This is a genomic window from Epibacterium ulvae, from assembly GCF_018678075.1.
GTDB classification, from domain to species: Bacteria; Pseudomonadota; Alphaproteobacteria; order Rhodobacterales; family Rhodobacteraceae; genus Epibacterium; species Epibacterium ulvae_A.
This window is the reverse complement of record NZ_JAHHIR010000050.1, coordinates 1-21,890: the sequence shown is the minus strand read 5'-3', so window position 1 is coordinate 21,890 and position 21,890 is coordinate 1. Positions and strand designations below refer to the sequence as shown.

Below are 21,890 nucleotides of genomic sequence, written 5' to 3'. Positions count from 1 at the left end.
CAATTCTTATGCGACCACTTTAGCCGCCCATTTCCACAATGACCGCGCCCAGCGCAATCAAGGCCATCAACATGAGGCGACGTGGCCCCACAGTCTCTTTCAACACAATCCAGCCGATTAGGGCTGCAAACACAGTTGAAGTCTCGCGCAGCACCGCAGCCTCACCAACCTTATCAAGCCGCGTGGCCAACATCACCGAGCCAAAGGACGCAAAAGCGACCAAGCCGCCGACAAACCCGCGCAACATCAAAGGCGCAAGCGTTGGCCGCGCCTCCATCTTGCTCCAACGTCGGGCGGCGATCACCGGAAACACCGCGCCGTCGATCATGAAAAACCACGCCAGAAAGGTAAAGGGATCCGCCGTCGCACGAATGCCATAGGCGTCATAGGTCGTATAAAGCGCCACAAACAGCCCCGTCAGCCCAGCCAACGCCAAGGCGACACCCAATGTGTCCCGGTTGGTTTCCAAAAACAGGTGGTTATAGACCGCAAGGCCAAAGATCCCTGCCAGCAAAACCCCGACGCCCAACCATTGGGCCAGCGTAAAGGTCTCCTCAAAGATCAGAGAGGCACCGATCACTGCAAACAACGGCCCCGTGCCCCGCACAACCGGATAGACCACCGTGTAGCTGCCCTTGGTGTAGGCAAAGGCCTGCAGCAGCTTATAGGCCACATGAATGACCCAAGCGCCAAGAAAGATCACCCACATATGCGGTTCCGGCCAAGGCACAACAAACAGCGCAAATGGGGCGGCCATGATGCCGTATGAAAAATCAATCGCACCACGTGACAGCCAGGGATCATGGCGACCCTTTTGCAGCGCACCAAACACAGCATGCAAAAAGGCGGCTGACAGGGCCAGGATCAGCGCCAGCTGGTGACCAGCCTCGGTCCCCTCAAGTGAGATCAGCCAAGTGCTCACCCATTAGCCCCGATCAAGACCGGTCAAAGCGGCTGCAAATTCTTCGGGATCAAAGGGAGCAAGGTCGTCGATCTGCTCGCCCACACCAATCGCATGGATCGGCAGGCCAAATTTATCCGCCAGTGCGACCAGAACGCCCCCTTTGGCGGTGCCGTCCAATTTGGTCATCACAAGGCCTGATACATCTGCCAGCTTTTGGAAGGTATCCACCTGGTTCAACGCGTTTTGCCCGGTGGTGGCATCCAAAACCAACAGGGTGTTATGGGGCGCGCTTGGATCCTTCTTGCGGATCACCCGCACGATCTTGGCCAGTTCCTCCATCAGATCCGCACGGTTTTGCAAACGTCCCGCCGTGTCGATCATCAACAGATCCGCGCCGTCTTCTTCGGCCTTGGTCATCGCATCAAAGGCAAGGCTCGCCGGGTCTGACCCTTCGGGTGCGGTCAAGACGGGCACCCCGGCCCGGTCGCCCCAGACTTGCAACTGCTCCACAGCCGCCGCGCGAAATGTGTCACCTGCTGCAATCACCACCGATTTACCGGCCGCCTTGAACTGGCTGGCCAATTTACCGATGGTCGTGGTTTTCCCAGAGCCGTTCACACCAACCACCAACACCACCTGCGGGCGCTTCTCATAGATCGGCATTGGCTTGGCCACATGGTCCATCACGCGGGCCACTTCCTGCGCCAAAAGCTCTTTAATCTCACGGCTGGACAGGCGTCTCCCCAATCGCCCCTCGGCCATATTCGCGGTCACCCGCAGCGCGGTCTCGACGCCCATGTCCGAGCTGATCAGCAACTCTTCCAGCTGCTCCAACATATCGTCATCCAGCACCCGGCGCGGCTCATCTTTGGCACCGCGTCCCATGAGACGTCCCAGAATACCCGGTGACTGTGCGGGTTCTGCCGGTTTCGGTGCAGGCGCTGGCGTGGCTTCGGCAGGCGGCGTTTCGGGTTCCGGCGTGACTGCCGCAGCAGGGACATTACCCGGCTCTGGCGCGGCGGCAGTCTCGACCTCAGACGCCGCCGGTTCAACTGGCGCGTCCTGCGCAGGCGTCTGCGCCCCCTCTTCCACAATCGCATCAAGCCCCTCTTCCAGTTTCGAAGAAGATTTGAACAGCCGTTCCTTGAGCTTTGAGAAAAACGCCATCGAGCACTCCAGACCATCGTTTGCACACCACCTAATGCGGATTGCCGGGACTTGCAAAGCCAAGGGGCCACGAAAGCAGAAATAATAGAGCAAACGTGGCAGCTTTCCCTTGTTCCCGCCCCTAGCTGCGGCCAAGTTAGCCCGCACATCCGCACATTTATCCCGGAGATCTGCCGCCTGTGTTCTGGTTCACCTTTGCAAGCCTCTCCCCGCTCGGGCTGGTGATCCTCGCCGCGCTCTTTGGCGGGCCGTGGGGGTGGGCTGCGCTGGCTGGCATCACGTTGGGTGTCTTTTGCCTTGACCATTTTAGCCGTCGTCACCTCGCCCCTTCGGAACGCGGGGCCGATGCCTTGCTTGTCGCAGTTGGATGCGCACATTTCGCGGTCTTGATCGCGACACTTTTGGGCATCACGCACCATACCCTGGCTGAGGCGCTGCCAGTGGCCCTGTCTGCCGGTCTGGCCCTTGGCCAGGTGTCGCACCCCGCCGCCCATGAAATGATCCACCACAAATCGCGCTTCATGCGCCGCTTTGGACGTGCGATTTACGGCAGCATCTTGTTGGGCCATCACGCCAGCGCCCATATGCGGGTGCATCACATTCACGTGGCAACGGACCACGATCCAAACTCAGCGCCGCGTGGGATGGGGTTCTATCGGTTCTATATCAGCGCCTGGATCGGGTCCTTTCGCGCCGGGCTCCGTGCCGAAAGTGCCGCCCGCGCCCGCCAAACCGCGCCTACCAGTTGGATCAGCCACCCTTATGTCGGGCATACCCTGTGGGCGGCGGCGATACTTGTCAGTGCGGCCCTGTTCGCCCAGTTGCAGGGCATGCTGTGGGTCTTGTTCATCTGTCTCTACGCGCAGGCCCAGGTGTTTCTGGCCGACTATGTGCAACACTACGGCCTGCGCCGTCAGATCCGCGACACGGGAAAGCCGGAACCCGTCGGCCCTGAGCATTCCTGGAACGCCCCCCATTGGTATTCATCCGCCATGATGTTGAACGCACCGCGCCATTCGCATCATCACACGGCCCCCACGACGTCTTACCCAGCGTTAGAGCTAACACCGCAGATGCCGACCCTACCCTATGCTCTGCCGGTCATGGCCGTCATCGCGCTTCACCCGCCTTTGTGGCGCCGCATCATGGCGCGGCAGCTGAACGCGCTGACCTCACAATGAATTTTACCGAACCGGGCGGAAACTCTGGCACAGTAAGCCCATGCGTATTGGATTTGTGATTCCCCTGATATTATCGGCCCTCGCGGCCGAGGCCGAGCCGCTGACAGCGGAACGGTTTGACAGCTACACCCAAGGCAAAACGGTCTATTACGATTCAAACGGTGTGCCCTATGGCGCGGAAACCTATCTGCGCAATCGACGGGTACGCTGGTCGTTTCTGGATGGGGCCTGCCAAGAAGGCAGCTGGTATCCAGAGGGAGAGCAGATCTGCTTTCTCTATGATGGCAGCGATCTTGCGCAATGTTGGGATTTCGAGCTGAGTGAAAACGGCATCAGCGCGGTGTTAGAAAGCGAATTTGGCCGCACCGAATTGCAGGAAGTTCCCCCCAATGATCGCCAGCTCATCTGCCCCGGCCCCGAGGTCGGCGTCTGACCATTCAGCCACGTCGCCGGTTTAGAACAGGTTTCCCTGTCCCGGCCCGCCCTCGTCCGCTTTGGCAGCCTTGGCCGGTTGCAAAGGCTTTTGCTCTGCGCCTTGGGCCAGATCAAATTCACCATCTGCGAATTCAATCCGCAAGGCACCCGCCTCGGCTGCGGCGGCGCTGCTGGTGATGATACCCTCGCCGGAACGCACCACCGCATAGCCACGCTCCAACGTCGCCTTGTAGCTCAAGATCTCAAGCTGGCGGGCGGTGGCTGACAGCTGCTGGGCCTGCCGGTCTAGACGTCCGGATTGCGCGGCCTCCATCCGTTGGACCAGGGCGGCAATGCGCTCTTTCTTTTGCGCGACATCGCGTTCAATGGGGCGCAGCGTCAGGCGTGATGACAGGTTGTGCAGCTTGTCCTGCCGCCCCTCAACCAACCCCCGCAATGTTGCCGGGCGCAAGGACGCGGCCCGCTCGCTCAAAGTGACACGCCGCCGCTGCACGCCGGAAATCAACGCATTTGGCAAGCGGTCCGCCACCCGGTCCAACCGCTGACGCGGAGTTTCCAGCAAGACATCGGGACGCGGCAAGGCGCGGGAGAGATCGTTCAAACGCTGCCTGCGCATCTGCACCGCTTGGCCCGCCGCCCGCGCCAGGCGCGCACCCTGTTCCGAGGTCCAGCCCAGCAGATCCAGCCGCACCGGCACCGCAAGTTCAGCCGCAGCTGTCGGCGTCGGCGCGCGCTTGTCCGAGACATAATCGATCAGCGTCGTATCAGTCTCGTGCCCCACCGCAGAGATCAGCGGGATGTCACTTTCTGCGGCGGTTCGGGCGACAACCTCTTCGTTGAAACCCCACAGATCCTCGATCGAGCCACCACCACGGGCGACAATAATCAGATCCGGCCGCGGCAAGGCGCCACCCGGTGTCATCTGGTTAAAACCTTGGATGGCATGGGCCACTTCGCGCGCGCAGTTCTGTCCCTGAACCGCCACTGGCCAGACCAGAACCTTGCGTGGGAAACGATCGCGCAGCCGGTGCAAAATATCGCGGATCACCGCCCCCGAGGGTGAGGTCACTACACCGATAAACTGCGGTAGATAGGGCAATGATTTTTTGCGTGCATCAGAAAACAGCCCCTCCGCTTCCAGCTGTTTCTTACGTTTCTCCAACAGGGCCATCAGCGCGCCCTGCCCCGCCACGGCAACCTCATCCACGTTCATATTGTATTTGGACTGCGCCCCAAAAGCGGTGAGACGCCCGGTGACCACAACCTCAAGCCCTTCTTCGGGCACCACCGACAAGCCAGCGATCTGCCCCTTCCAGGTGGTACAGGCAAGAACGGATTTATCGTCCTTGATGTCGTAATAAATATGGCCAGAGCGGGCTTTGAACACGCGCCCCACCTCGCCCCTAACGCGGATCCGGCCAAAGGAGCCCTCTAACGTGCGTTTGACCTCACCGGAGAGTTCGGAAACCGTGAATTCAGGCGCGTTCTGGCCGGGGGCGGGGTCATCAAACAGGTCGGACATGGGGGCTCGGGCCTCGGCAGGTTTGCAAGGGTTCTTGTTTTAGGTTCGCGCGCAGCATATGACACGCCGCAAGCAAGGCCAAGCAGATCGGAGACAGCGCAATGAACATCCTTATCCTCGGCAGCGGCGGGCGCGAACATGCGTTGACCTGGGCTGTGAAGCAAAACCCCAAATGCGACAAGCTGATTGTGGCGCCGGGGAATGCAGGTATCGCTGCCATCGCAGAATGTGCGGATCTGGATATTCTCGACGGCGGTGCAGTTGCGCGCTTTGCCGAAGAGGAAGCGATTGATTTTGTGATCGTCGGCCCCGAAGCGCCCCTGGCCGAAGGGGTTGCCGACCGTCTGCGCGAAGCGGGTCTGCTGGTCTTTGGCCCCTCAAAGGATGCAGCGCGTCTGGAAGCCTCCAAATGCTTTACCAAGGAAATCTGCGACGTCGCCAATGCGCCCACTGCGGGCTATGGCCATTTCACTAGTTCCGAAGCGGCCAAGGCACATGTGCGCAAAAACGGCGCCCCGATCGTGGTCAAGGCCGACGGGCTGGCGGCGGGCAAAGGCGTGATTGTCGCCATGGATGAACAGACCGCACTGGACGCCATCGATGATATGTTTGGTGGTGCTTTTGGGGGTGCCGGCGCTGAAGTGGTCATCGAGGAATTCATGGAAGGCGAAGAAGCGTCGTTGTTTGTGCTGGTAGACGGCGAAGAGGTCCTGTCCATCGGGACCGCACAGGACCACAAACGGGTCGGCGAAGGCGACACCGGCCCCAACACCGGCGGCATGGGCGCCTATTCCCCCGCGCCGGTCCTGTCGGCCGAGATCGAAGCCAAAGCCATGGAAGAGATCGTCAAACCAACCATGAAAGCTATGGCCGATCGCGGCATACCCTATCAGGGCGTGCTATATGTGGGTCTGATGATCAAAGACGGCCAGCCGCGTCTGGTGGAATACAACGTCCGCTTTGGCGATCCAGAGTGTCAGGTTCTGATGCTGCGCCTTGGTGGTCAGGTCTTGGATCTGTTGCAAGCCACTGCCGAAGGGCGTCTGGCAGAGGCGCAGGTGAACTGGGCGGATGATCATGCGATCACCGTTGTCATGGCGGCAAACGGCTATCCTGGATCCTATGAAAAGGGCACAGAAATCAAAGGCCTGGCGGCATTGCCCGAAGACAGTATGAACATGGCCTTTCATGCAGGCACAAAAGCTGTCGATGGCAAAATTCTGGCCAATGGTGGCCGTGTTCTGAATATCACCGCGCGTGGCGACAATCTGCAAGAGGCTCGTGATCGCGCCTATGCGATGGTGGATCAGATCGACTGGCCCGAGGGTTTTGTGCGCCGCGACATCGGCTGGCGCGCGCTGTAAAGCGCACCAAACGTCACACTATCAGCGGGGCACTCCCGCCGAAAATCAGGGGGCAGCAATGCCCCCTTTTTCGTTGGGCGTGGCAGCGGGCCTAACGGCCCGCTGCGCGGTGGCCCGCAATCGAACCGTGCTGGTTTTGAGGTCTTGTTTTCCCGAAAATCTCCCTGTCTTATGGCCGCATGATCCCCTATCGCCTGTTTCCCACCACCCCCGAATTGACCGACGCATTGGCGCTGATGCGTGCAAGCTTTGCCTTTATGGATGGGCGGATTGACCCGCCGTCGTCGATCAATCGTTTGACCGTGGCGCAGCTACAGGACCAAGCGTCGCGTGGAGAGATCTGGGCCTTGGGCGACCCACTGTCGGCTTGCGTTGTGCTGACCCCACGGAGAGATAGCCTTTATCTGGGCAAGCTGGCGGTTGATCAAGACCATCGAGGGCGCGGGTTTGCCCACCAATTGGTCGACCACGTGGCGCACCGTGCAGCTGCCCATAACTGCGGCTTTCTCGAGTTGGAGGTGCGGGTTGAACTCACAGAGAATCAAGCCGCCTTTGCCCACATGGGTTTTGTGGAGGTCGCGCGCAGCTCCCATCCTGGATTTACAAAACCGACCTCTGTCACCATGCGTCGCGCGGTCTAACTGTCGGCGTTAGCCAGCCGCGACTCGCACGCCGTTACCGCAACCTGCCCGTCGTCTCCTCCAATGCGCGCATGTTTCAAATAGCCCCGCCGTATATGACCGGACGTCTTTTTGATCTTTTTATTATCCACGCGCACTTATTGAACTTTTCTCATGCGGTTACTGGCATATACTTACCGGACGGCAGTCTCTTCCTGATTTTGTTTTCATTCACAAGTTCATATTTTTGACGGAGCCCCAATGACCAACATCAAAGATCCCACACAGCCCCCCATTGGTCTTGCGACACGCTATATGTTGGAAGAGGCCTTTGACCTTGCACCGATCGGCATCGTGGTCACCGAGAACCGCGTAATTATGGAGTGTAATCAGCGGTTTTGTGAGACCTTCGGGTACGCGCGCTCTGAAATGCTGGGGCAGTTGTTTGCCTTCCTCTACCCCACCGAGGAAGAGTTTTTGAACATCACCAATCGCGGGGATGAGCGCCTGCGCGCCGGCGCGCTGTACTGGGACGAACGCGTGATGCGCCGCAAGGGTGGTGTTTTGTTCTGGGCGCGGGTGCGCGGGCACAGTTTCACGCCGGATGATCCTTTGGCCCAGGCGGTCTGGAGCTTTGCGGATCTGTCCGCCAACCGCCCCTATCAGCCGCTGACCCGGCGCGAGCGCGAGGTTTATTCCCTGTTGACCGAGGGCATGACCAGCAAGGAAATAGCCCGCTGCCTAGAATTGAGCCACAGAACCGTCGAAGTGCATCGCGCCAGATTGTTGCGCAAGGTCGGTGTGAACAATACGGCCGCGCTGTTCTCTTCACTTGGGGATTTATCTGGCGACCATGTGGTTGAGGACTAGCCTGACGCACCCAGGCGCTTGTCGCGTCGACACCTCCGGACGCTAGCGACAGGCCAGCGTTTCTTTCAGGTTGGGGTCGGATGCAAATTGTCCTAGTTCGCGCACGTCAAGCTGATCATCCAGCAGACGCACTGACACAATACGCGACCACTCCGCATCTACCAGAACCATTTCAGCGCCGTCACCACAATCTCGCAAACCCGACGTGATAAAGCCCTGACCTATTTGGTGGTTCGTTAGACCTGCGTGGTTTGCGACCTCTTCCAATCGGCCATCGCGGTAACGCCAAACTCGCAACACTTTGGCCAAATGTGGTCTGTCGACATAGGCCACTTCGACATATCCGTCCCCATCGAAATCGACCGCCCCTATCGGGGCCAGCCATCGATGGGATCGGCCGATATGTGGAGTCTCAGCGATCTTTTTGCCAGCCCCATCATAAATCGCCAACTGCGCGCCTTTGGCGACGTCCGTCTCGACGACCATAACTTCCATGCCTCCGTCGAAATCAAAATCAACAAGGCGGGGTTGAAGGTCCTCGAACACATGATCCAACGGCAGCGTAATCTTGAATTCGTTCTCAACCCAGACAGGGGAGGTTTTCAAGCTGCCTGTCGAACGCCCCAATCCGGGCCGACCAACAATAGTGAGGCTGCCATACTCGATGTCATCCCCTAAAATCGCATGACTATAGCGTCGGGTGGGATCGCCAAAGGTGGCGGATACCACGCCGTCTGACCATACAACTGCTGGCGCAACAAAAACTGCAGTCGCCAGCAACACGAGTAACATCTGCGTGGCACGGCGTACCAACGGGGGCCCAAGTCGCAACAGCCGACGCCGTGCCTCCGTTGCCAAGCAACAGGCCCCCATCCACATCAGATTTGTTTTTCAGGCATGTGTACGACCAGACCATCCATATCGTCGCTGACTTTGATCTGGCATGTCAGACGCGAGCGCGCAGGATCTGGCTGAAACGCGAAATCTAGCATGTCTTCTTCCATGTCATCCTTGGCGGGGATCTTTTCGACCCACTCCGGCGCGACATAGACATGGCAGGTTGAACAGGCACATGCGCCGCCACAATCAGCCTCGATGCCCGGAATGTTATTGTCGCGCGCGCCTTCCATCACAGTCAGCCCGCTGGCAACTTCAACGACATGTTCGGTGCCATTGTGCTCAACGTAGGTAATCTTTGCCATTTGGTCGTGCCTTCCCTTCTTCGGTACTTGCAGACTGTGTAGCCAAGCCCCGCTGGTCAGACCAGTCCCATTTCTGTCCTGTCTTGCCCCTGCACTGTATCCTTGGCGGATCCGCTCAAATGTTCTATATATGTTCTCGCGGGCGGCGGTGCCTTCTGCTCAGAACCTAGACATTACACACCATCATCGATGCCATGACCGCCCTTATGCAAACGCCTGACACCCCATCTGCCTTTCCCGGCCCCGCCAGCCTGCCCGCTGCGGCACTCAAGGGCTGTCGCAACGATATACATGTCACCGTGGCCGGGCTGGTGATTCTCAGACAGCGCCCCGGCACCGCCAAAGGGGTAATCTTTCTCACCCTGGAGGATGAGACCGGCGTGGTGAACATCATTGTCTGGCGCAAGATGTATGAAACCTTCCGCCGTGCGGTGATTGCCGGACGGCTGCTGCGGGTCACCGGACAAGTGCAGCGTGCCCATTCCGTCACCCATGTGATCGCCCATCAGATTGAGGATATTTCCCCCATGCTCGACCTTCTTCTGGCCCCACAGGGGCGCAGCGACGATCCAGCCTTTGCGCCGGTCGACGACTTCGGCTAACCTTCCCGCAATCCTAGCGCGACGTCACTTTTATACCAATGCCTTACCACCTTTCCCGCCGACTCTATACACTGCTGCCAGCACTCATCGCGGTGCTGCTGTCGGCTTGCGCGCCCGAAGGTCCGGGACGTGTGCCGCAAGGGCTTGGGCAATCGGTGCGCAGCGCGTCCCAAAAAACGCCTCCCGGCGCGCCCGCGGGCAGCTGCTGGGATACTGAAATTACGCCGGCCGTAATCGAAACCGTCACCCGCCAGGAACAGGTCACCCCGCCCCGTGTGGATGCCACCGGACAGGTCACGGCTCCCGCCACCTTTCGCACCGTGACGCGACAAGAAGTTGTCCGCCCCCGCAGTGAAGCCTGGTTCGAAACCCTCTGCCCGGCGGATTTTTCACCCGATTTTGTCGCCACGCTGCAACGTGCTCTGGCCGCGCGCGAACATTTCCCTGGTCCCCTGACCGGAGTGCTGGATCGCGCGACGCAACGGGGAATATTAGCCTATCAACGCAGTCAAGGCCTCGACAGTCCGACACTCTCACTTGAAAATGCCCGCAAACTTGGTTTGATTTCGGTCAAACGTTGACCAGTTCCCCCGACCAGTGCCGTTGGCGCGGTGTTGGATCAGCCTGAAACCGGCTCAAAACACAAAGGAGCCTTCCATGGTCTCATTGCCCACCACCGGTTTTTTGTCCGGTGCCTCTGACCGGTTGCGCGATATGCTCGACAGTCAGGCCAGCGAGATCACCCTCGCATCTGGCGATACTTTGTTTGAGCAAGGCGACACGGGCGAGGCACTGTTTGCCCTGATCGAAGGAGAGCTGGAACTGTCTGTTCTGTCCTCCACCGGGCGCAAACACACGTTGGACAGGCTGCGCGCCGGGGCCGTCTTTGGTGAGATTGCGCTGTTTGATCCCGGCGTGCGCACCGCCTCGGCCCATGCCGTAGGGCTTTGTTCCTTGCGCCGTCTGCGCCGCCGCGATGTGCTGGCCAAGATCCAACAACACCCGGAACTTGCCGAAGACCTGCTGCGACTGGCCGGTCAACGCATGCGCTGGATGAGCACCCAGTTGAACGAACAGGTGTTCATGCCCCTGCCCGTACGCCTTGCCCGCAAACTGCTGCATCTATCGCCCGAGGGGCAAGATGGCCGTCTGGCGCTGTCTCAATCGGAACTGGCAGAATATGTCGGCGCAACGCGGGAGGCGGTGTCCAAAACGCTGGCCGGTTGGAAGCGCAACGATATCCTGGAAATCAGCCGTGGCGGTGTCGAAATCTTGGACCGCGCCGAATTGGAAGTGCTGGCCGAACCCGACATGATCTGACCCCATAAAGGTCCTGCACATAAAAAAGACCGGGGAGATGATCCCCGGCCTTTTCTACAATTTCAAAAGTCTACGATCACTCGCTCAGGTTCAGCGCCACAAAACGTGGCTCACCATTGCGACGCACCAGCAGCAGCAGGGATTTGCGACCCGCGTCCTGCACTTCGGCAATCCGCGCCTCAAGCGAGGCTACATCGGTCACTTTTTGCTGGCCAGCCTCGGTGATCACATCACCTGCGCGCAGACCTTTTTCCCAGGCTTCCGCCGCTTCATCCACGGACATGATTACCAGACCATCGGTCCCTTCGGGAACATTCAGCGTCTCGCGCTGCTCTTCGGCCAGCGGACCAACGGTCATACCCAACAGCTGCTTTTCGCTTTCTTCCGACTCTGGTTCCGCCTCACCCTCAGGTGTTGCCTGACGCTCGGCCTCTTCACGACGCCCAAGGGTCACGCGAATGGTTTCAGTCTTGCCTTCGCGATAGACGACAACGCGCACTGTTTTGCCAACTTCCGAGTTGCCAACTTGACGTACCAACCCACGGGTATCGGCCACATCAACACCGTCAAAGGTCAAGATGACGTCGCCCGACAACAGGCCCGCGTCCTTGGCCGGTCCATCCGGCACGTCGGTGATCAGCGCGCCTTCGGCAACTTCCAGACCCATGGCCTCTGCCACATCCTGGTCGACATCCTGAATGCGCACACCCAGCCAACCGCGACGGGTTTCGCCAAATTCCTTCAGCTGCGCGACAACTTTGCTCACAACATTGGACGCCATGGAAAAGCCAATACCGATCGAGCCACCATTGGGCGACAGGATAGCAGTGTTCACGCCGATCACTTCGCCATCCATATTAAACAGCGGACCGCCCGAGTTGCCCCGGTTGATCGCAGCGTCGGTCTGGATGTAGTCATCATAGGAGCCAGACAGCGCCCGGTTGCGAGCCGAGACGATACCAGCCGAAACAGAGAACCCCTGCCCCAGCGGGTTGCCCATCGCCACAACCCAATCGCCAACCAAAGCCGCGTCACTGTCGCCAAACTGCACATAGGTCAGCGGCATTGGCGCCTTGACCTTCAACAGTGCAAGGTCGGTGTTGGGATCGGTGCCGATCACCTCGGCCGGCAACAGCTCGGCCGGCTGACCTTCGCCTGGAAAGAACTCGATCTCGATCTCATCGGCGCCTTCAATCACGTGATTGTTGGTCACGATGAACCCGTCTTCAGAAATAACGAAGCCCGACCCCAGCGCAGAAGAGCGGCGCGGGCGACGGCCTTCGTCACCACGGTCCTGAAAATCACGGAACAGATCTTCCAGCGGCGAGCCTTCTGGCACGATGCCTTGCGGACCGGTGCGTCCTTCAACAACGGTGGTTGTCGTAATATTCACCACCGACGGGCTCACCTGTTGCGCCAAAGGTGCCAGGCTTTCAGGACGCGCCTGTGCGACCATCGCCTGTGCCATCATCAGTGCAGTGGCCAAAACGGCCACGGCAAACATGCGCATGGGCGCATTCTTGCGCGCCTGACGCGGTAAAATTGATACTTGTGGCTGCACGGAACTACTCCTTGTCATAGCCAAATTCGTCCATGGTCCGATGCCTCCCCCATCTCACCCGGTTTTCTCCCAGGCGCGACAGAGACCGCGAACACGCAAATCCAATGTAGTGTCTCCCAATCGAGCTGCAACGAATGTTGCACAGATTCAAATCGAAGTGAAAGTGCTTGAAACACTTGAAACGTTTCCGTGTACCACGGTCGACCGCTTCCATCACCCTCAACCTCACCTTGAAACCATGATTACCACGTTTCCGCGTCATCCCAAGCCAACAGATCGGCGAGACCGGCATTTTCGCAGTTGACTAAGGAGCGCCCTTGGTGTTCTGGCATAAATCGACAGCATCGGAACGCCGGTTCCGGTGTCCGCAGAGCGGGACAGAACGGAGTTTCGCCGCGTCCGCGCCAATGACGGCACTGTGATTTGACCAGCCCATGTTTCAAAACGCAGTCCCGGCAAATATGCCGACAACCCAATCTAGAAAGACCCGCACGCGCGGAGAGAGTTGTCGGTTCTGGGGATAATAGGCAGCCAAGGGAATTGCAGGGGGCGGCGTGTCTGGCAATACTTCAACGAGGCGGCCAGTTTTCTGGTCGTCCGCGAACCGGTACTTTGGTGCTTGGGCGAGGCCGAAGCCTTCACGAGCCAAATGATGGACCGTGTCTGCATCGTTGGCGACTACTGTTGCTGGCAAAGTGACCGTCTCGATCCGTTTGCCAACACCAAACTCCAGCGGCAACGCAGCACCGGTGCGCGACGATAGAAAGCCAACCATATGGTGCCCGTTTAGGTCCGCTGTTGTCTTTGGTGTGCCGAACTTGGCAAGGTAGTCCGGGCTGGCGCAGGTGATTTCCGGCATGCTTGCGAGGCGGCGCGATATCATGCTGCTGTCGAGGGGGTCTCCGGCGCGGATAACGCAATCGACACCCTCACGCACCAAATCGACCAATCGTTCTGTTTGTCCCAGTTGAAGGGTGATCTTCGGGTATCTCGCCAAAAATTCAGAAAGGTGCGGCAACAAGAAAACGCGGGTCAGCGTACCGGGCGCATCTATGCGCAGCAGTCCGGTCGGCTCATGTCCGCGCAATGCGCCCTCGGCGTCTTCCAGATCGGTGAGGATCGACACGCATCTTCGGTAGAAGGCATCCCCGTCCGGCGTGGGTGCAATATGGCGCGTAGTACGTTCCAGCAACCGGCTTCCCAAATCGCGTTCCAACCGCTGGATGGCCTCACTGGCCGTTGAGCGCGGAATGTTGAGGTCAGCAGCGGCTTTCGTGAAGCTACCGCGTTCCAAAACTCTCACGAAGAGCCTGAGCGTATCGAGCCGGTCCATCATTGTTCGCTATTTCCGAATTTTAATATCGATTCATGGGTCATTATCTGGGTTGTAGTTCTGTCTATCTCCACAGACAACACAAAGGAGAAAGACATGACACAGCAATCCCAAACCGCAATCGTCACAGGTGCCAGCAAGGGGATCGGGGCCGCAATTGCTCAACGCCTCGCCCAAGGCGGTCACGCCGTTGTCGTGAACTATGCGCGCGACGAAGCGGGTGCCGCACAAACAGTCGAAAGGATCAAAGCCACGGGTGGGAAGGCAATCGCCGTCCATACCGACGTTGCAAAGCCGGCCGGCATGGCCCGCCTTTTTGATGCGGCGGAGCAGGAATTCGGGCCTGTGCATGCCTTGGTCAACAACGCGGGTGTCATGCGTCTGGGCCTGCTCGGCGAAACAGCAGACGCTGATTTTGAGACGCAATGCGCCATCAACATTGGCGGTGTATTTCGCGGCATGCGCGAAGCGGCAGCCCGTTTGCAGGACGGCGGAGCCATTGTCAGCATGTCGTCCAGCGTTGTCGGGCTTTATCAACCGACCTACGGTGTTTATGCAGCGACGAAGGCGGCAGTCGAAGCTATGACGCATGTCTTCGCAAAGGAGCTTGGACCCCGTGGTGTTACAGTGAATGCCGTTGCACCTGGCCCGGTGGAGACAGAGTTCTTTATGGCTGGCAAGCCAGAAGCGTTGGTCGAAAACATCAAGAAGATGAACCCGTTTGGACGTCTAGGGACGCCTGATGACATCGCTGGAGCCGTGGCGTTTCTGGCGGGTCCAGATGGCCGCTGGATAAGCGGCCAGACCCTGCGCGCCAATGGCGGCGTGATCTAACCTCCCTTGCCTTGAAAGGATATCCCAATGCCATTTGCACACTACAAACTGCCACAAGACTCACTCTCTTCGGCACAAAAAGAAGACCTGATCCACCAGACAACCGAACTGAACCTGTCGCGGTTTGATGCCGCTCCTTTGATAGCATTTATTTCAGCAAAGGAGACTGACTATGGGACTGAAACGGACGGACGAATTCCGCCAAGATGCAGTGCGGATCGCGCTGACCAGCGGGCTAACACGTAAGCAGGTCGCGGATGATCTGGGTGTCAGGATGGGATGGGTGGCGTTTTAAGTCATGCCTTGCCTCCTACCTGATCCTGACGAAATTCCGTGCCATCAACCCACATGCGATGCAGCAAGACGGCGAGTTTCCGTGCGACCGCAACAACAGCGCGACGGCGGCCTTTGGTCCGCATCAGTCGCATGCCCCCCCATGATTTGATCTGGGATTTGATCTGGGACCCCGCCATCGTGCGCATAAGCAAAGCGTTGGCGGCAGCGTACAGTGTTGCGCGGACATCTCGATCTCCAGCTTTCGATATGCGGCCGGGATTGTCATGTTCGCCAGACTGATAGCGTCGCGGTGTCAGACCAAAATGCGCACCAACAATCCGTGACCGTTTGAAGCGCGTCGGATCATCGACTGCAGCTTTGAAGGTGAGCGAGGCAATCGGCCCGACACCTGGAACCGTCATCATTCGCATGCACACCTCATCTTGGCTGGCGGCGCGTTTGACCCTGCGATCCAGTTCCCAAAAGTGTTCATACAGGACGACGCGTGCATCTAGCAGCGGCACCAAAGCATGAACCAAAACTTCGTCCATTTCGATCAGTGGCCGTACGACACCGTCAAAGCTGCCGTGCTTCACAGTCATGGGAAGACGAATGCCAAAGATCTTTAATAGCCCACGTACTTCATTGGCGAGGTCCATCGTCTTCTTGAGCAGTGCCTTGCGTGTGCTGAGCAAAGCGCGAACGCCATGCGCTTCGCGGCTCTTCATGTGAACCGGGCTGAACCAACCGGTGCGGAGGACCTGAGCGATGCGACGCGCATCATTCTTGTCTGTCTTGTTGCGCATCGCCGACAGCGCCGCATTGACCTGATGCGCCTCCATACAAACGACGTCAAAACCTGCTGCCTTCAAGCCAAAAAACAGATGTTGGCTCATCGTGCCCGCTTCAAAGCCGACCCGTTCAATCGGATGGGGAAACGTTCCAAGCCACTCAGTGATGTCGCGGACCTCGCATGGTAGCTCTCGCTCAAGCAGTACGGTTCCCTTACCATCGACAATGCAAAGCGCACAGGATCGTAGCGATACGTCTATTCCAGCAAAGTATTCCATCTTCTATCTCCCTTGTTCACAGATATCCTGTGATCCTATCGGGAGCTCGACCTCAGAATAGAGGGCAGCCCAATTACGCATGCTCTGAGCCGACATCTGTGTTTCGGGAGGCTTTGACCAGTGCGCACGCAGTTCAATTCGTCGAACCGTGCCCTTAACAGGCGCGCTCTTTGAGGTTTACATTTCCTTCCCAATTGCGGAACGAACTGTACCTGCCAGACCACAGGTCCATGGCCATAAAAAACCGGCCTTGCAGAACAAGGCCGGTTTGAATTTCCCCTCAACGCAGAAGTCTTATTGACCGTTGCCAGTCGCAGACTTCAGGTAGTTGAAGAACTCGCTGTCGGGTGACAGAACCATAGAGGAATTGCCAGGCTGCAGCGCGTTGGAATAGGCGTTCAGCGAGCGATAGAACTCAAAGAACTCCGTATCCGCACCATAGGCTTCGGCAAAGATCCCATTGCGTTCCGCATCTGCTTCACCGCGGATAACCTCGGCTTCGCGTTCGGCTTCGGAGACCAATTCAACCTCGGTCCGGTCCGCTTGGGCACGGACACGCTGGGCGGCTTCTTCACCGCGTGCGATTTCATCCGCGGCTTCCCGTTCGCGTTCTGCCCGCATCCGGGCAAAGGTCGCTTCCAGGTTGGCCTGCGGCAGGTCGGTGCGCTTCAGGCGCACGTCGATCACCTCAAGACCAAGACCGCGCGCCTGTGCAATCGCACCGTTGCGGATCCGCAGCATCAGCGCCGCACGATCTGACGACAGGATGTCGTTTGAGCTTACAGTACCCAAAATCTCGCGCGTTTGGTCACGCATGATGTTGTCGAGACGCTGTTCGCCCGCAGAGACACCTACACCACCAACCGCTTGGCGGAAGGTTTCCACATCCGCAATCCGGTAGCGCGCAAAGGCATCCACGATCAGACGACGATCATCCGACGGCGTGATCTCCAACGGCCCAACTTCGAGACTCAGGATACGGTCTTCATAAGTGACAACCTGATCCACCAGCGGCAGTTTGAACGCAAGGCCAGGCTCTTCTTTGACGTTGACCACGCGCCCAAAGCGCAGAACCAGCGCTTTTTCACGCTCGTCCACGATATAGATACAGGACAAAAGCCCAACCATTGCGCCAACGACGATAATAATCAGAAGGTTAGAACGGTTCATCAGTTACCCTCCGAGCCGGAACGGCGCAGTTCATTCAGCGGCAGGTAGGGCACAATACCGGAGCCTCCGCCTACGTTATCATCCAGGATGATCTTGTCGACCCGACCCAGAACCTCTTCCATGGTTTCCAGATAGAGACGCTTGCGCGTTACATCCGGGGCTTTCTGGTATTCTTCCAGAACGGCCGAGAAACGGCTGGCTTCACCCGAGGCTTCGTTCACAACTTGCGCACGATAGGCTTCGGCTTCTTCCAGGGTTTGCGCGGCTTGACCACGGGCCCCCGCCAGTTTGCGGTTTGCGTAGGCATCCGCCTGCTTTTCCAACCGGTCACGTTCCTGACCTGCGGATTGCACTTCGCGGAAGGCATCTTTTACCGGCTCTGGCGGATCGGCACCGTCAAAGTTGACCCGGACAACGTTCACACCAGAATCGTAGCTGTCCAATGTGGCCTGGATCAGCTCTTCCAGACGATCCCGGATGATACCACGATCGCGGTTCAAGATCGGCGCCAGCTCAGACTGGGCGATGATCTCACGCATGGCAGATTCAGCCACCGCGTTGATCGTGGTGCGTGGGTCACGCAGGTTGAACAGGAAACGTGCCGGATCATTAATGTTCCAAACCACCTGGAATTCAACATCAATGATGTTTTCATCGCCTGTCAGCATCAGACCCGCATCAGACCCACGCGAGCCGGTGCCGATGTTTTCGATCTGTTCAGTACTGGTCGGGATAACCTCGGCCGAGATGAACGGCCACCAGGCAAAGTGCGGGCCTTCATCGGTGGTCCGATGGAAGCTGCCAAGGAACAGTTCAACGCCCTTTTCCTCGGGTTTGACGGTGTAGAAGCTTGCATACCCATACAGGAACACAGCCGCGATACCGCCCAACAACAGCGAGCCTTTGGTGAACAAAGGCGCACCGCCCCCTGCTCCGCCGCCGCCGCGTTTGCCGCCGCCACCTTGACCGCCGCGACCGCCCATCAGGACGCGCAGCTGCTCCTGGCCTTTTTTGACCAGTTCGTCGATTTCGGGAATTTGAGGATCTTCAGGCCGGCGACCACCGTCGCCTCCGCCGTTATTTCCCCGGTTACCTCCCCCAGAAGAGCCTCCGCCCCCCCAAGGGCCACCATTATTGCCCGCCATATGTCTCCTATCCCTTAAAGTTCAACCGTTCGGGTTGGTCTTGTGTAACCTGAACGTTTTTTTTGAGAATTCAAGTTTCACGCACCGGTGTTTTCATTGTGACCAGTTCTTCAGACATGGTCGGGTGCACGGCCACGGTCCGGTCAAAGTCTTCTTTGGTTGCGCCCATCTTTACGGCGATACCGGCCAGCTGAATCATTTCACCCGCGCCCGGCGCGACAATATGACAGCCCAGAACCTTTCGCGTCGCCTTGGAGACGACCAGTTTCATCAGGACCTTGTCGGCGCGTCCAGCAAAGGCCTGCTGCATCGGTTTGAACGAGGTCGCATAAACTTCGATCGCTTCCTGTTTGGCTGCCTCTTCTTCGCCAAGGCCCACGGTGCCCATTTCAGGCTGGGTAAAGATCGCGGTCGGGATCAGATCGTGGTCAGGGCTGGTTGGGTTGCCATTGAACACAGTCTCGACAAAAGCCATGCCTTCACGGATCGCAACTGGTGTCAGGTTCACGCGATCGGTTACATCACCAACAGCATAGACAGACGGAACGCTGGTCTGGCTGTATTGATCAACCTTGATCTCACCCTTGCTGCCGACCGCGATGCCCAGCTCTTCCAAGCCGAGGTTCTTGGAGTTCGGCGCGCGGCCCGTGGCATACATGACCTTGTCAAACAGTGTGTCGTTGCCCTTGGTGTCAGTGACGCGGATCTTATCACCCTCTTGCACCATGGAGACCACATTGGTTTCCAGCTGCAAATCAACACCGTTTTCCAACATGCCAGAGGCCACAGCGTTGCGCGCTTCCTCATCAAATCCGCGCAAGATTTGCGTGCCTCGATAGAATTGCGTCGTCTTCACTCCCAGACCATTCATGATACCGGCAAATTCAGACGCGATATAGCCACCGCCCACGATCAGGATGTTTTCAGGCAGTTTTTCCAGGTGAAAAATCTCGTTCGAAGTGATCGCCAGATCGCTGCCGGGAAATTCCGGAATAACCGGCCAGCCGCCGGTTGCCACCAGAATATGTTTCGCAGTTTTTGTGGTGCCATCGGCCAGTTCCACCGTATGTGCATCCGCCAGCTTGCCGCGCTGGTCAAAGCTTTCAACACCCGAATTGGCCAGAAGCTTGCGATAGATGCCTTCCAGACGGTCCAGCTCGGCATTCAACTTGCCGCTGAACGTGTCCCAGCTAAAGCCGTTCTCGCTCAAATCCCACCCATAGGCGCGGCCGTCCTCGACCATGCTCGGGTATTCGGACGCATAAACCATGAATTTTTTGGGCACGCAGCCGCGAATGACACAGGTGCCGCCATAGCGGCTCTCTTCGGCCAGACCAACCTTGGCCCCTCCGGCTGCTGCAACGCGTGCTGCCCGCACACCACCAGAACCACCACCGATTACAAATAGATCGTAGTCAAAGCTCATGACTGTCGCCCCTTCAAAAGTCTTCGAGTGGTATCCCACAACGGGACACCAATTGCCATACGCCGAAATGGGCGTTTTGGCCCAAGTTTCAACCGTCTGACCAAGCACTGAACGCTTTCACGCTGACTTTGGCCTAGATAGTCGCAAAGATGTGAAGGGGATGTAAACCTATCAGGCGGAGGGGAGGCGAAAACCGGGTGAGCTGCGAGGTGGTGACAGGGCGATATTGTGAGTGCGTCGCCTTAGCCCAAATGATACTAAATGGCACTTCCAGCCCAAAGTGGACCATCTGCCCTTGGCAGAGACTACGCTTCCCCTCCTATCACAAAGGAATTGGCTTCAGGAAGGATGGGAAGTGACAATATAAAATGGTGAGACGTCTACGGTGTATTCTCTTTCAGAAACATTCCAAAACGGACAAACATTTGAGATAGATGCGGATCAATGTGATACGCTCAACGAGGCACTCACTACAGTCGTTTCCGCCATTGAAATCGAAGCGCTGTTCCAAGTTTTTGCAAAGTCATTTTGTAAGCGTCCGGTCAGCCTGCTGAGTTCTGACTACAAGCGCCAAGCCAAGTAATCACTATGACCTGAGCCCCAAGTTTCCTCCAGTCTTTATGAGAATCCGCGTATTGATTTCTGGCCTCATGCGGCCTGCTTTTGCAATGTCATATTGGCCACAAATTGGTTGGGCGTGAGATTGCCCAGTGATGAATTCGGCCGGTTTTGATTGTAGCCCTCCTTCCACTTGGTGATCTCTGATCGGTCGTCTGCTAGCGACGATAACAGCGTCTCGTTCAAGCATTCGTCTCGGAATCTGCCGTTGAAACTTTCGATAAAGGCGTTCGGTGTTGGCTTTCCCGGAGCGATGTAATGCCAGTCGACCTCTGTCTTTTGGCACCATGTGAGTACAGCCGGACTGGTCATCTCCGTGCCATTGTCGCTGACAATTCTATTCGGCAACCCGCGCGTCTGAATGATCTCATCCAGCTCACGTGTCAGCCGCGCACCCGATAACGATGTGTCCGGAACGAGCGCCAAACATTCCCGGCTGAAGTCATCGACGACAGCCAGCACACGAAACCTGCGCCCATCCGTGAATGCGTCCGAGACGAAGTCTAGGCTCCATCGCTGATTGATGGTCTGCGGCACGACCACCGGGCGGCGCGTGCCCCGTTTGCGTACCTGTAATCCTTCTTCGAGGTACAGTCATTGCAACTTCTTCTGGTACACCCAGATGCCCTGGCGCTCCAGCATGATGTGAATGCGCCGATAACCGAAACGCCTCCGTTCAGCAGCGACCTCTTTCATGGCTTTGCGCAGATCAGCATCATCTGGCCGGATGCTGCGATATCGCACACGCGACCGATCAACATCCAACACGTCACACGCCCGCCGCTGGCTGACCCCATGCTCTTCGCGCAGGTGACCCACAGCTTTCCGCTTCTCAACGGGCGTTACCCCTTTCGCGAGGCGACATCCTTCAGCATGGCATTATCGAGTATCTGTTCGGCCAGCAGCTTCTTGAGTTTGGCGTTTTCGTCTGCAAGCGCCTTAAGCTTGCGCGCATCGGACACATCCAGCCCGCCGAACTTCGATTTGCATTTGTAAAACGACGCTGTGCTGAGGCCGTGCTTGCGACAAACCTCAGCCGTCGCGACGCCGCCTTCCTGCTCTTTGATCATCGCTATGATCCGTTCTGCGCTGAACCGCCACTTCTTCATATCCCGTCTCTAATGCTTGGGACCGATCCTACTCAAAGGTGGAGGAATTATAAGGTCTCAAGTCACCTAAAATGATTGTGCCGATTGCGATCAAAGTGACGGTCGTTAGGTTCAGGCCTTCGGTAACGGGAGCACTTCTGTCAAGAGATTCCACGCAAACA

22 protein-coding genes and 1 pseudogene are annotated in these 21,890 nt (G+C 57.9%); 11 read left to right on the top strand and 12 right to left on the bottom strand.

The window, feature by feature from the left end:
• Positions 1-19: 19 nt before the first annotated feature.
• Together KMP13_RS13050 and ftsY are read right to left on the bottom strand one after the other, a co-directional pair.
• Entirely contained in the window at positions 20-922 is a 903-nt protein-coding gene (locus KMP13_RS13050) for an EamA family transporter (protein ID WP_215266284.1), read from the bottom strand.
• Between the two features lie 3 nt (positions 923-925).
• Positions 926-2,071: a signal recognition particle-docking protein FtsY gene (gene ftsY / locus KMP13_RS13045; RefSeq protein ID WP_215266283.1), complete on the bottom strand. Its 1,146-nt coding sequence runs from the start codon at positions 2,069-2,071 to the stop codon at positions 926-928.
• A gap of 179 nt (positions 2,072-2,250) precedes the next feature.
• Between ftsY and KMP13_RS13040 the strand changes: the two genes are divergently transcribed.
• Both KMP13_RS13040 and KMP13_RS13035 read left to right on the top strand, forming a co-directional pair.
• Positions 2,251-3,252: an alkane 1-monooxygenase gene (locus KMP13_RS13040; protein WP_215266282.1), complete on the top strand. Its 1,002-nt coding sequence runs from the start codon at positions 2,251-2,253 to the stop codon at positions 3,250-3,252.
• Between the two features lie 40 nt (positions 3,253-3,292).
• Positions 3,293-3,685: a hypothetical protein gene (locus KMP13_RS13035; RefSeq protein ID WP_215266281.1), complete on the top strand. Its 393-nt coding sequence runs from the start codon at positions 3,293-3,295 to the stop codon at positions 3,683-3,685.
• Positions 3,686-3,706: 21 nt separating this feature from the next.
• Here the strand turns inward: KMP13_RS13035 and xseA are convergent, their stop codons facing one another.
• Positions 3,707-5,209, bottom strand: a complete 1,503-nt coding sequence (gene xseA / locus KMP13_RS13030; RefSeq protein ID WP_215266280.1) for an exodeoxyribonuclease VII large subunit — start codon at positions 5,207-5,209, stop codon at positions 3,707-3,709.
• Positions 5,210-5,310: 101 nt separating this feature from the next.
• Here xseA and purD point away from each other — a divergent pair, with 101 nt between their 5' ends.
• The 3 genes from purD (at position 5,311) to KMP13_RS13015 (ending at position 8,063) form a co-directional block, all read left to right on the top strand.
• Entirely contained in the window at positions 5,311-6,573 is a 1,263-nt protein-coding gene (gene purD / locus KMP13_RS13025) for a phosphoribosylamine--glycine ligase (protein WP_215266279.1), read from the top strand.
• Positions 6,574-6,752: 179 nt separating this feature from the next.
• Entirely contained in the window at positions 6,753-7,214 is a 462-nt protein-coding gene (locus KMP13_RS13020) for a GNAT family N-acetyltransferase (protein WP_215266278.1), read from the top strand.
• A gap of 294 nt (positions 7,215-7,508) precedes the next feature.
• Positions 7,509-8,063 carry a LuxR C-terminal-related transcriptional regulator gene (locus tag KMP13_RS13015; protein WP_435370360.1) on the top strand — a complete coding sequence of 185 codons (555 nt, stop codon included), beginning with the start codon at positions 7,509-7,511 and terminating at the stop codon, positions 8,061-8,063.
• A gap of 42 nt (positions 8,064-8,105) precedes the next feature.
• Here KMP13_RS13015 and KMP13_RS13010 read toward each other — a convergent pair whose 3' ends face one another.
• Both KMP13_RS13010 and KMP13_RS13005 read right to left on the bottom strand, forming a co-directional pair.
• Complete coding sequence (locus KMP13_RS13010) at positions 8,106-8,855, bottom strand: FG-GAP repeat domain-containing protein (RefSeq protein ID WP_215266276.1); 750 nt, start codon at positions 8,853-8,855, stop codon at positions 8,106-8,108.
• Between the two features lie 86 nt (positions 8,856-8,941).
• Positions 8,942-9,265 carry a 2Fe-2S iron-sulfur cluster-binding protein gene (locus tag KMP13_RS13005; RefSeq protein ID WP_215266275.1) on the bottom strand — a complete coding sequence of 108 codons (324 nt, stop codon included), beginning with the start codon at positions 9,263-9,265 and terminating at the stop codon, positions 8,942-8,944.
• A 206-nt stretch (positions 9,266-9,471) separates the two neighbouring features.
• Here KMP13_RS13005 and KMP13_RS13000 point away from each other — a divergent pair, with 206 nt between their 5' ends.
• The 3 genes from KMP13_RS13000 to KMP13_RS12990 all read left to right on the top strand — a co-directional run bounded on the left by KMP13_RS13000 (position 9,472) and on the right by KMP13_RS12990 (position 11,187).
• Positions 9,472-9,867, top strand: coding sequence for an OB-fold nucleic acid binding domain-containing protein (locus tag KMP13_RS13000; RefSeq protein ID WP_251363844.1), 396 nt, complete (start codon positions 9,472-9,474; stop codon positions 9,865-9,867).
• Between the two features lie 92 nt (positions 9,868-9,959).
• Positions 9,960-10,448, top strand: a complete 489-nt coding sequence (locus KMP13_RS12995) for a peptidoglycan-binding domain-containing protein (protein ID WP_353055713.1) — start codon at positions 9,960-9,962, stop codon at positions 10,446-10,448.
• A 76-nt stretch (positions 10,449-10,524) separates the two neighbouring features.
• Positions 10,525-11,187 carry a Crp/Fnr family transcriptional regulator gene (locus KMP13_RS12990; protein WP_215266272.1) on the top strand — a complete coding sequence of 221 codons (663 nt, stop codon included), beginning with the start codon at positions 10,525-10,527 and terminating at the stop codon, positions 11,185-11,187.
• Between the two features lie 76 nt (positions 11,188-11,263).
• On the opposite strand, the gene KMP13_RS12985 is transcribed toward KMP13_RS12990, so the two are convergent.
• Together KMP13_RS12985 and KMP13_RS12980 are read right to left on the bottom strand one after the other, a co-directional pair.
• The gene (locus KMP13_RS12985) at positions 11,264-12,697 is read right to left on the bottom strand and encodes a Do family serine endopeptidase (protein WP_251363846.1); all 1,434 of its coding nucleotides are present in this window, start codon (positions 12,695-12,697) and stop codon (positions 11,264-11,266) included.
• 490 nt (positions 12,698-13,187) lie between these two features.
• The gene (locus tag KMP13_RS12980; RefSeq protein WP_215266270.1) at positions 13,188-14,084 is read right to left on the bottom strand and encodes a LysR family transcriptional regulator; all 897 of its coding nucleotides are present in this window, start codon (positions 14,082-14,084) and stop codon (positions 13,188-13,190) included.
• A 93-nt stretch (positions 14,085-14,177) separates the two neighbouring features.
• On the opposite strand from KMP13_RS12980, the gene KMP13_RS12975 reads away from it, so the two are divergent.
• Positions 14,178-14,915: an SDR family oxidoreductase gene (locus KMP13_RS12975; RefSeq protein WP_215266269.1), complete on the top strand. Its 738-nt coding sequence runs from the start codon at positions 14,178-14,180 to the stop codon at positions 14,913-14,915.
• A gap of 172 nt (positions 14,916-15,087) precedes the next feature.
• The gene (locus tag KMP13_RS20815) at positions 15,088-15,210 is read left to right on the top strand and encodes a hypothetical protein (RefSeq protein WP_285895544.1); all 123 of its coding nucleotides are present in this window, start codon (positions 15,088-15,090) and stop codon (positions 15,208-15,210) included.
• A 1-nt stretch (position 15,211) separates the two neighbouring features.
• Here the strand turns inward: KMP13_RS20815 and KMP13_RS12970 are convergent, their stop codons facing one another.
• The 4 genes from KMP13_RS12970 to gor all read right to left on the bottom strand — a co-directional run bounded on the left by KMP13_RS12970 (position 15,212) and on the right by gor (position 20,002).
• Complete coding sequence (locus KMP13_RS12970; RefSeq protein WP_215266268.1) at positions 15,212-16,261, bottom strand: IS110 family transposase; 1,050 nt, start codon at positions 16,259-16,261, stop codon at positions 15,212-15,214.
• A gap of 294 nt (positions 16,262-16,555) precedes the next feature.
• Positions 16,556-17,431, bottom strand: a complete 876-nt coding sequence (gene hflC, locus KMP13_RS12965) for a protease modulator HflC (protein WP_215266267.1) — start codon at positions 17,429-17,431, stop codon at positions 16,556-16,558.
• Positions 17,431-18,576 carry an FtsH protease activity modulator HflK gene (hflK, locus tag KMP13_RS12960; RefSeq protein WP_215266266.1) on the bottom strand — a complete coding sequence of 382 codons (1,146 nt, stop codon included), beginning with the start codon at positions 18,574-18,576 and terminating at the stop codon, positions 17,431-17,433. The genes hflC and hflK overlap by 1 nt, the downstream gene beginning before the upstream one ends.
• A gap of 70 nt (positions 18,577-18,646) precedes the next feature.
• Positions 18,647-20,002: a glutathione-disulfide reductase gene (gene gor / locus KMP13_RS12955; protein WP_215266265.1), complete on the bottom strand. Its 1,356-nt coding sequence runs from the start codon at positions 20,000-20,002 to the stop codon at positions 18,647-18,649.
• Between the two features lie 385 nt (positions 20,003-20,387).
• Here gor and KMP13_RS12950 point away from each other — a divergent pair, with 385 nt between their 5' ends.
• Complete coding sequence (locus KMP13_RS12950; protein WP_215266264.1) at positions 20,388-20,585, top strand: hypothetical protein; 198 nt, start codon at positions 20,388-20,390, stop codon at positions 20,583-20,585.
• A 65-nt stretch (positions 20,586-20,650) separates the two neighbouring features.
• On the opposite strand, the pseudogene KMP13_RS12945 reads toward KMP13_RS12950, so the two are convergent.
• Positions 20,651-21,729: pseudogene (locus KMP13_RS12945) on the bottom strand (IS3 family transposase).
• Between the last annotated feature and the right edge of the window lie 161 nt (positions 21,730-21,890).

Bases quoted from the DNA above. Each gene is read 5' to 3' on its own strand.
- ftsY (WP_215266283.1), bottom strand. From the start codon at position 2,071: ATGGCGTTTTTCTCAAAGCTCAAGGAACGGCTGTTCAAATCTTCTTCG.
- gor (WP_215266265.1), bottom strand. From the start codon at position 20,002: ATGAGCTTTGACTACGATCTATTTGTAATCGGTGGTGGTTCTGGTGGT.
- KMP13_RS13020 (WP_215266278.1), top strand. From the start codon at position 6,753: ATGATCCCCTATCGCCTGTTTCCCACCACCCCCGAATTGACCGACGCA.
- KMP13_RS13010 (WP_215266276.1), bottom strand. From the start codon at position 8,855: ATGTTACTCGTGTTGCTGGCGACTGCAGTTTTTGTTGCGCCAGCAGTT.
- KMP13_RS13035 (WP_215266281.1), top strand. From the start codon at position 3,293: ATGCGTATTGGATTTGTGATTCCCCTGATATTATCGGCCCTCGCGGCC.
- KMP13_RS13015 (WP_435370360.1), top strand. From the start codon at position 7,509: ATGTTGGAAGAGGCCTTTGACCTTGCACCGATCGGCATCGTGGTCACC.
- KMP13_RS20815 (WP_285895544.1), top strand. From the start codon at position 15,088: ATGGGACTGAAACGGACGGACGAATTCCGCCAAGATGCAGTGCGGATC.
- KMP13_RS12980 (WP_215266270.1), bottom strand. From the start codon at position 14,084: ATGATGGACCGGCTCGATACGCTCAGGCTCTTCGTGAGAGTTTTGGAA.
- hflK (WP_215266266.1), bottom strand. From the start codon at position 18,576: ATGGCGGGCAATAATGGTGGCCCTTGGGGGGGCGGAGGCTCTTCTGGG.
- KMP13_RS13000 (WP_251363844.1), top strand. From the start codon at position 9,472: ATGCAAACGCCTGACACCCCATCTGCCTTTCCCGGCCCCGCCAGCCTG.
- KMP13_RS12990 (WP_215266272.1), top strand. From the start codon at position 10,525: ATGGTCTCATTGCCCACCACCGGTTTTTTGTCCGGTGCCTCTGACCGG.
- KMP13_RS12970 (WP_215266268.1), bottom strand. From the start codon at position 16,261: ATGGAATACTTTGCTGGAATAGACGTATCGCTACGATCCTGTGCGCTT.
- xseA (WP_215266280.1), bottom strand. From the start codon at position 5,209: ATGTCCGACCTGTTTGATGACCCCGCCCCCGGCCAGAACGCGCCTGAA.
- purD (WP_215266279.1), top strand. From the start codon at position 5,311: ATGAACATCCTTATCCTCGGCAGCGGCGGGCGCGAACATGCGTTGACC.
- KMP13_RS12985 (WP_251363846.1), bottom strand. From the start codon at position 12,697: ATGCGCATGTTTGCCGTGGCCGTTTTGGCCACTGCACTGATGATGGCA.
- hflC (WP_215266267.1), bottom strand. From the start codon at position 17,431: ATGAACCGTTCTAACCTTCTGATTATTATCGTCGTTGGCGCAATGGTT.
- KMP13_RS13005 (WP_215266275.1), bottom strand. From the start codon at position 9,265: ATGGCAAAGATTACCTACGTTGAGCACAATGGCACCGAACATGTCGTT.
- KMP13_RS12975 (WP_215266269.1), top strand. From the start codon at position 14,178: ATGACACAGCAATCCCAAACCGCAATCGTCACAGGTGCCAGCAAGGGG.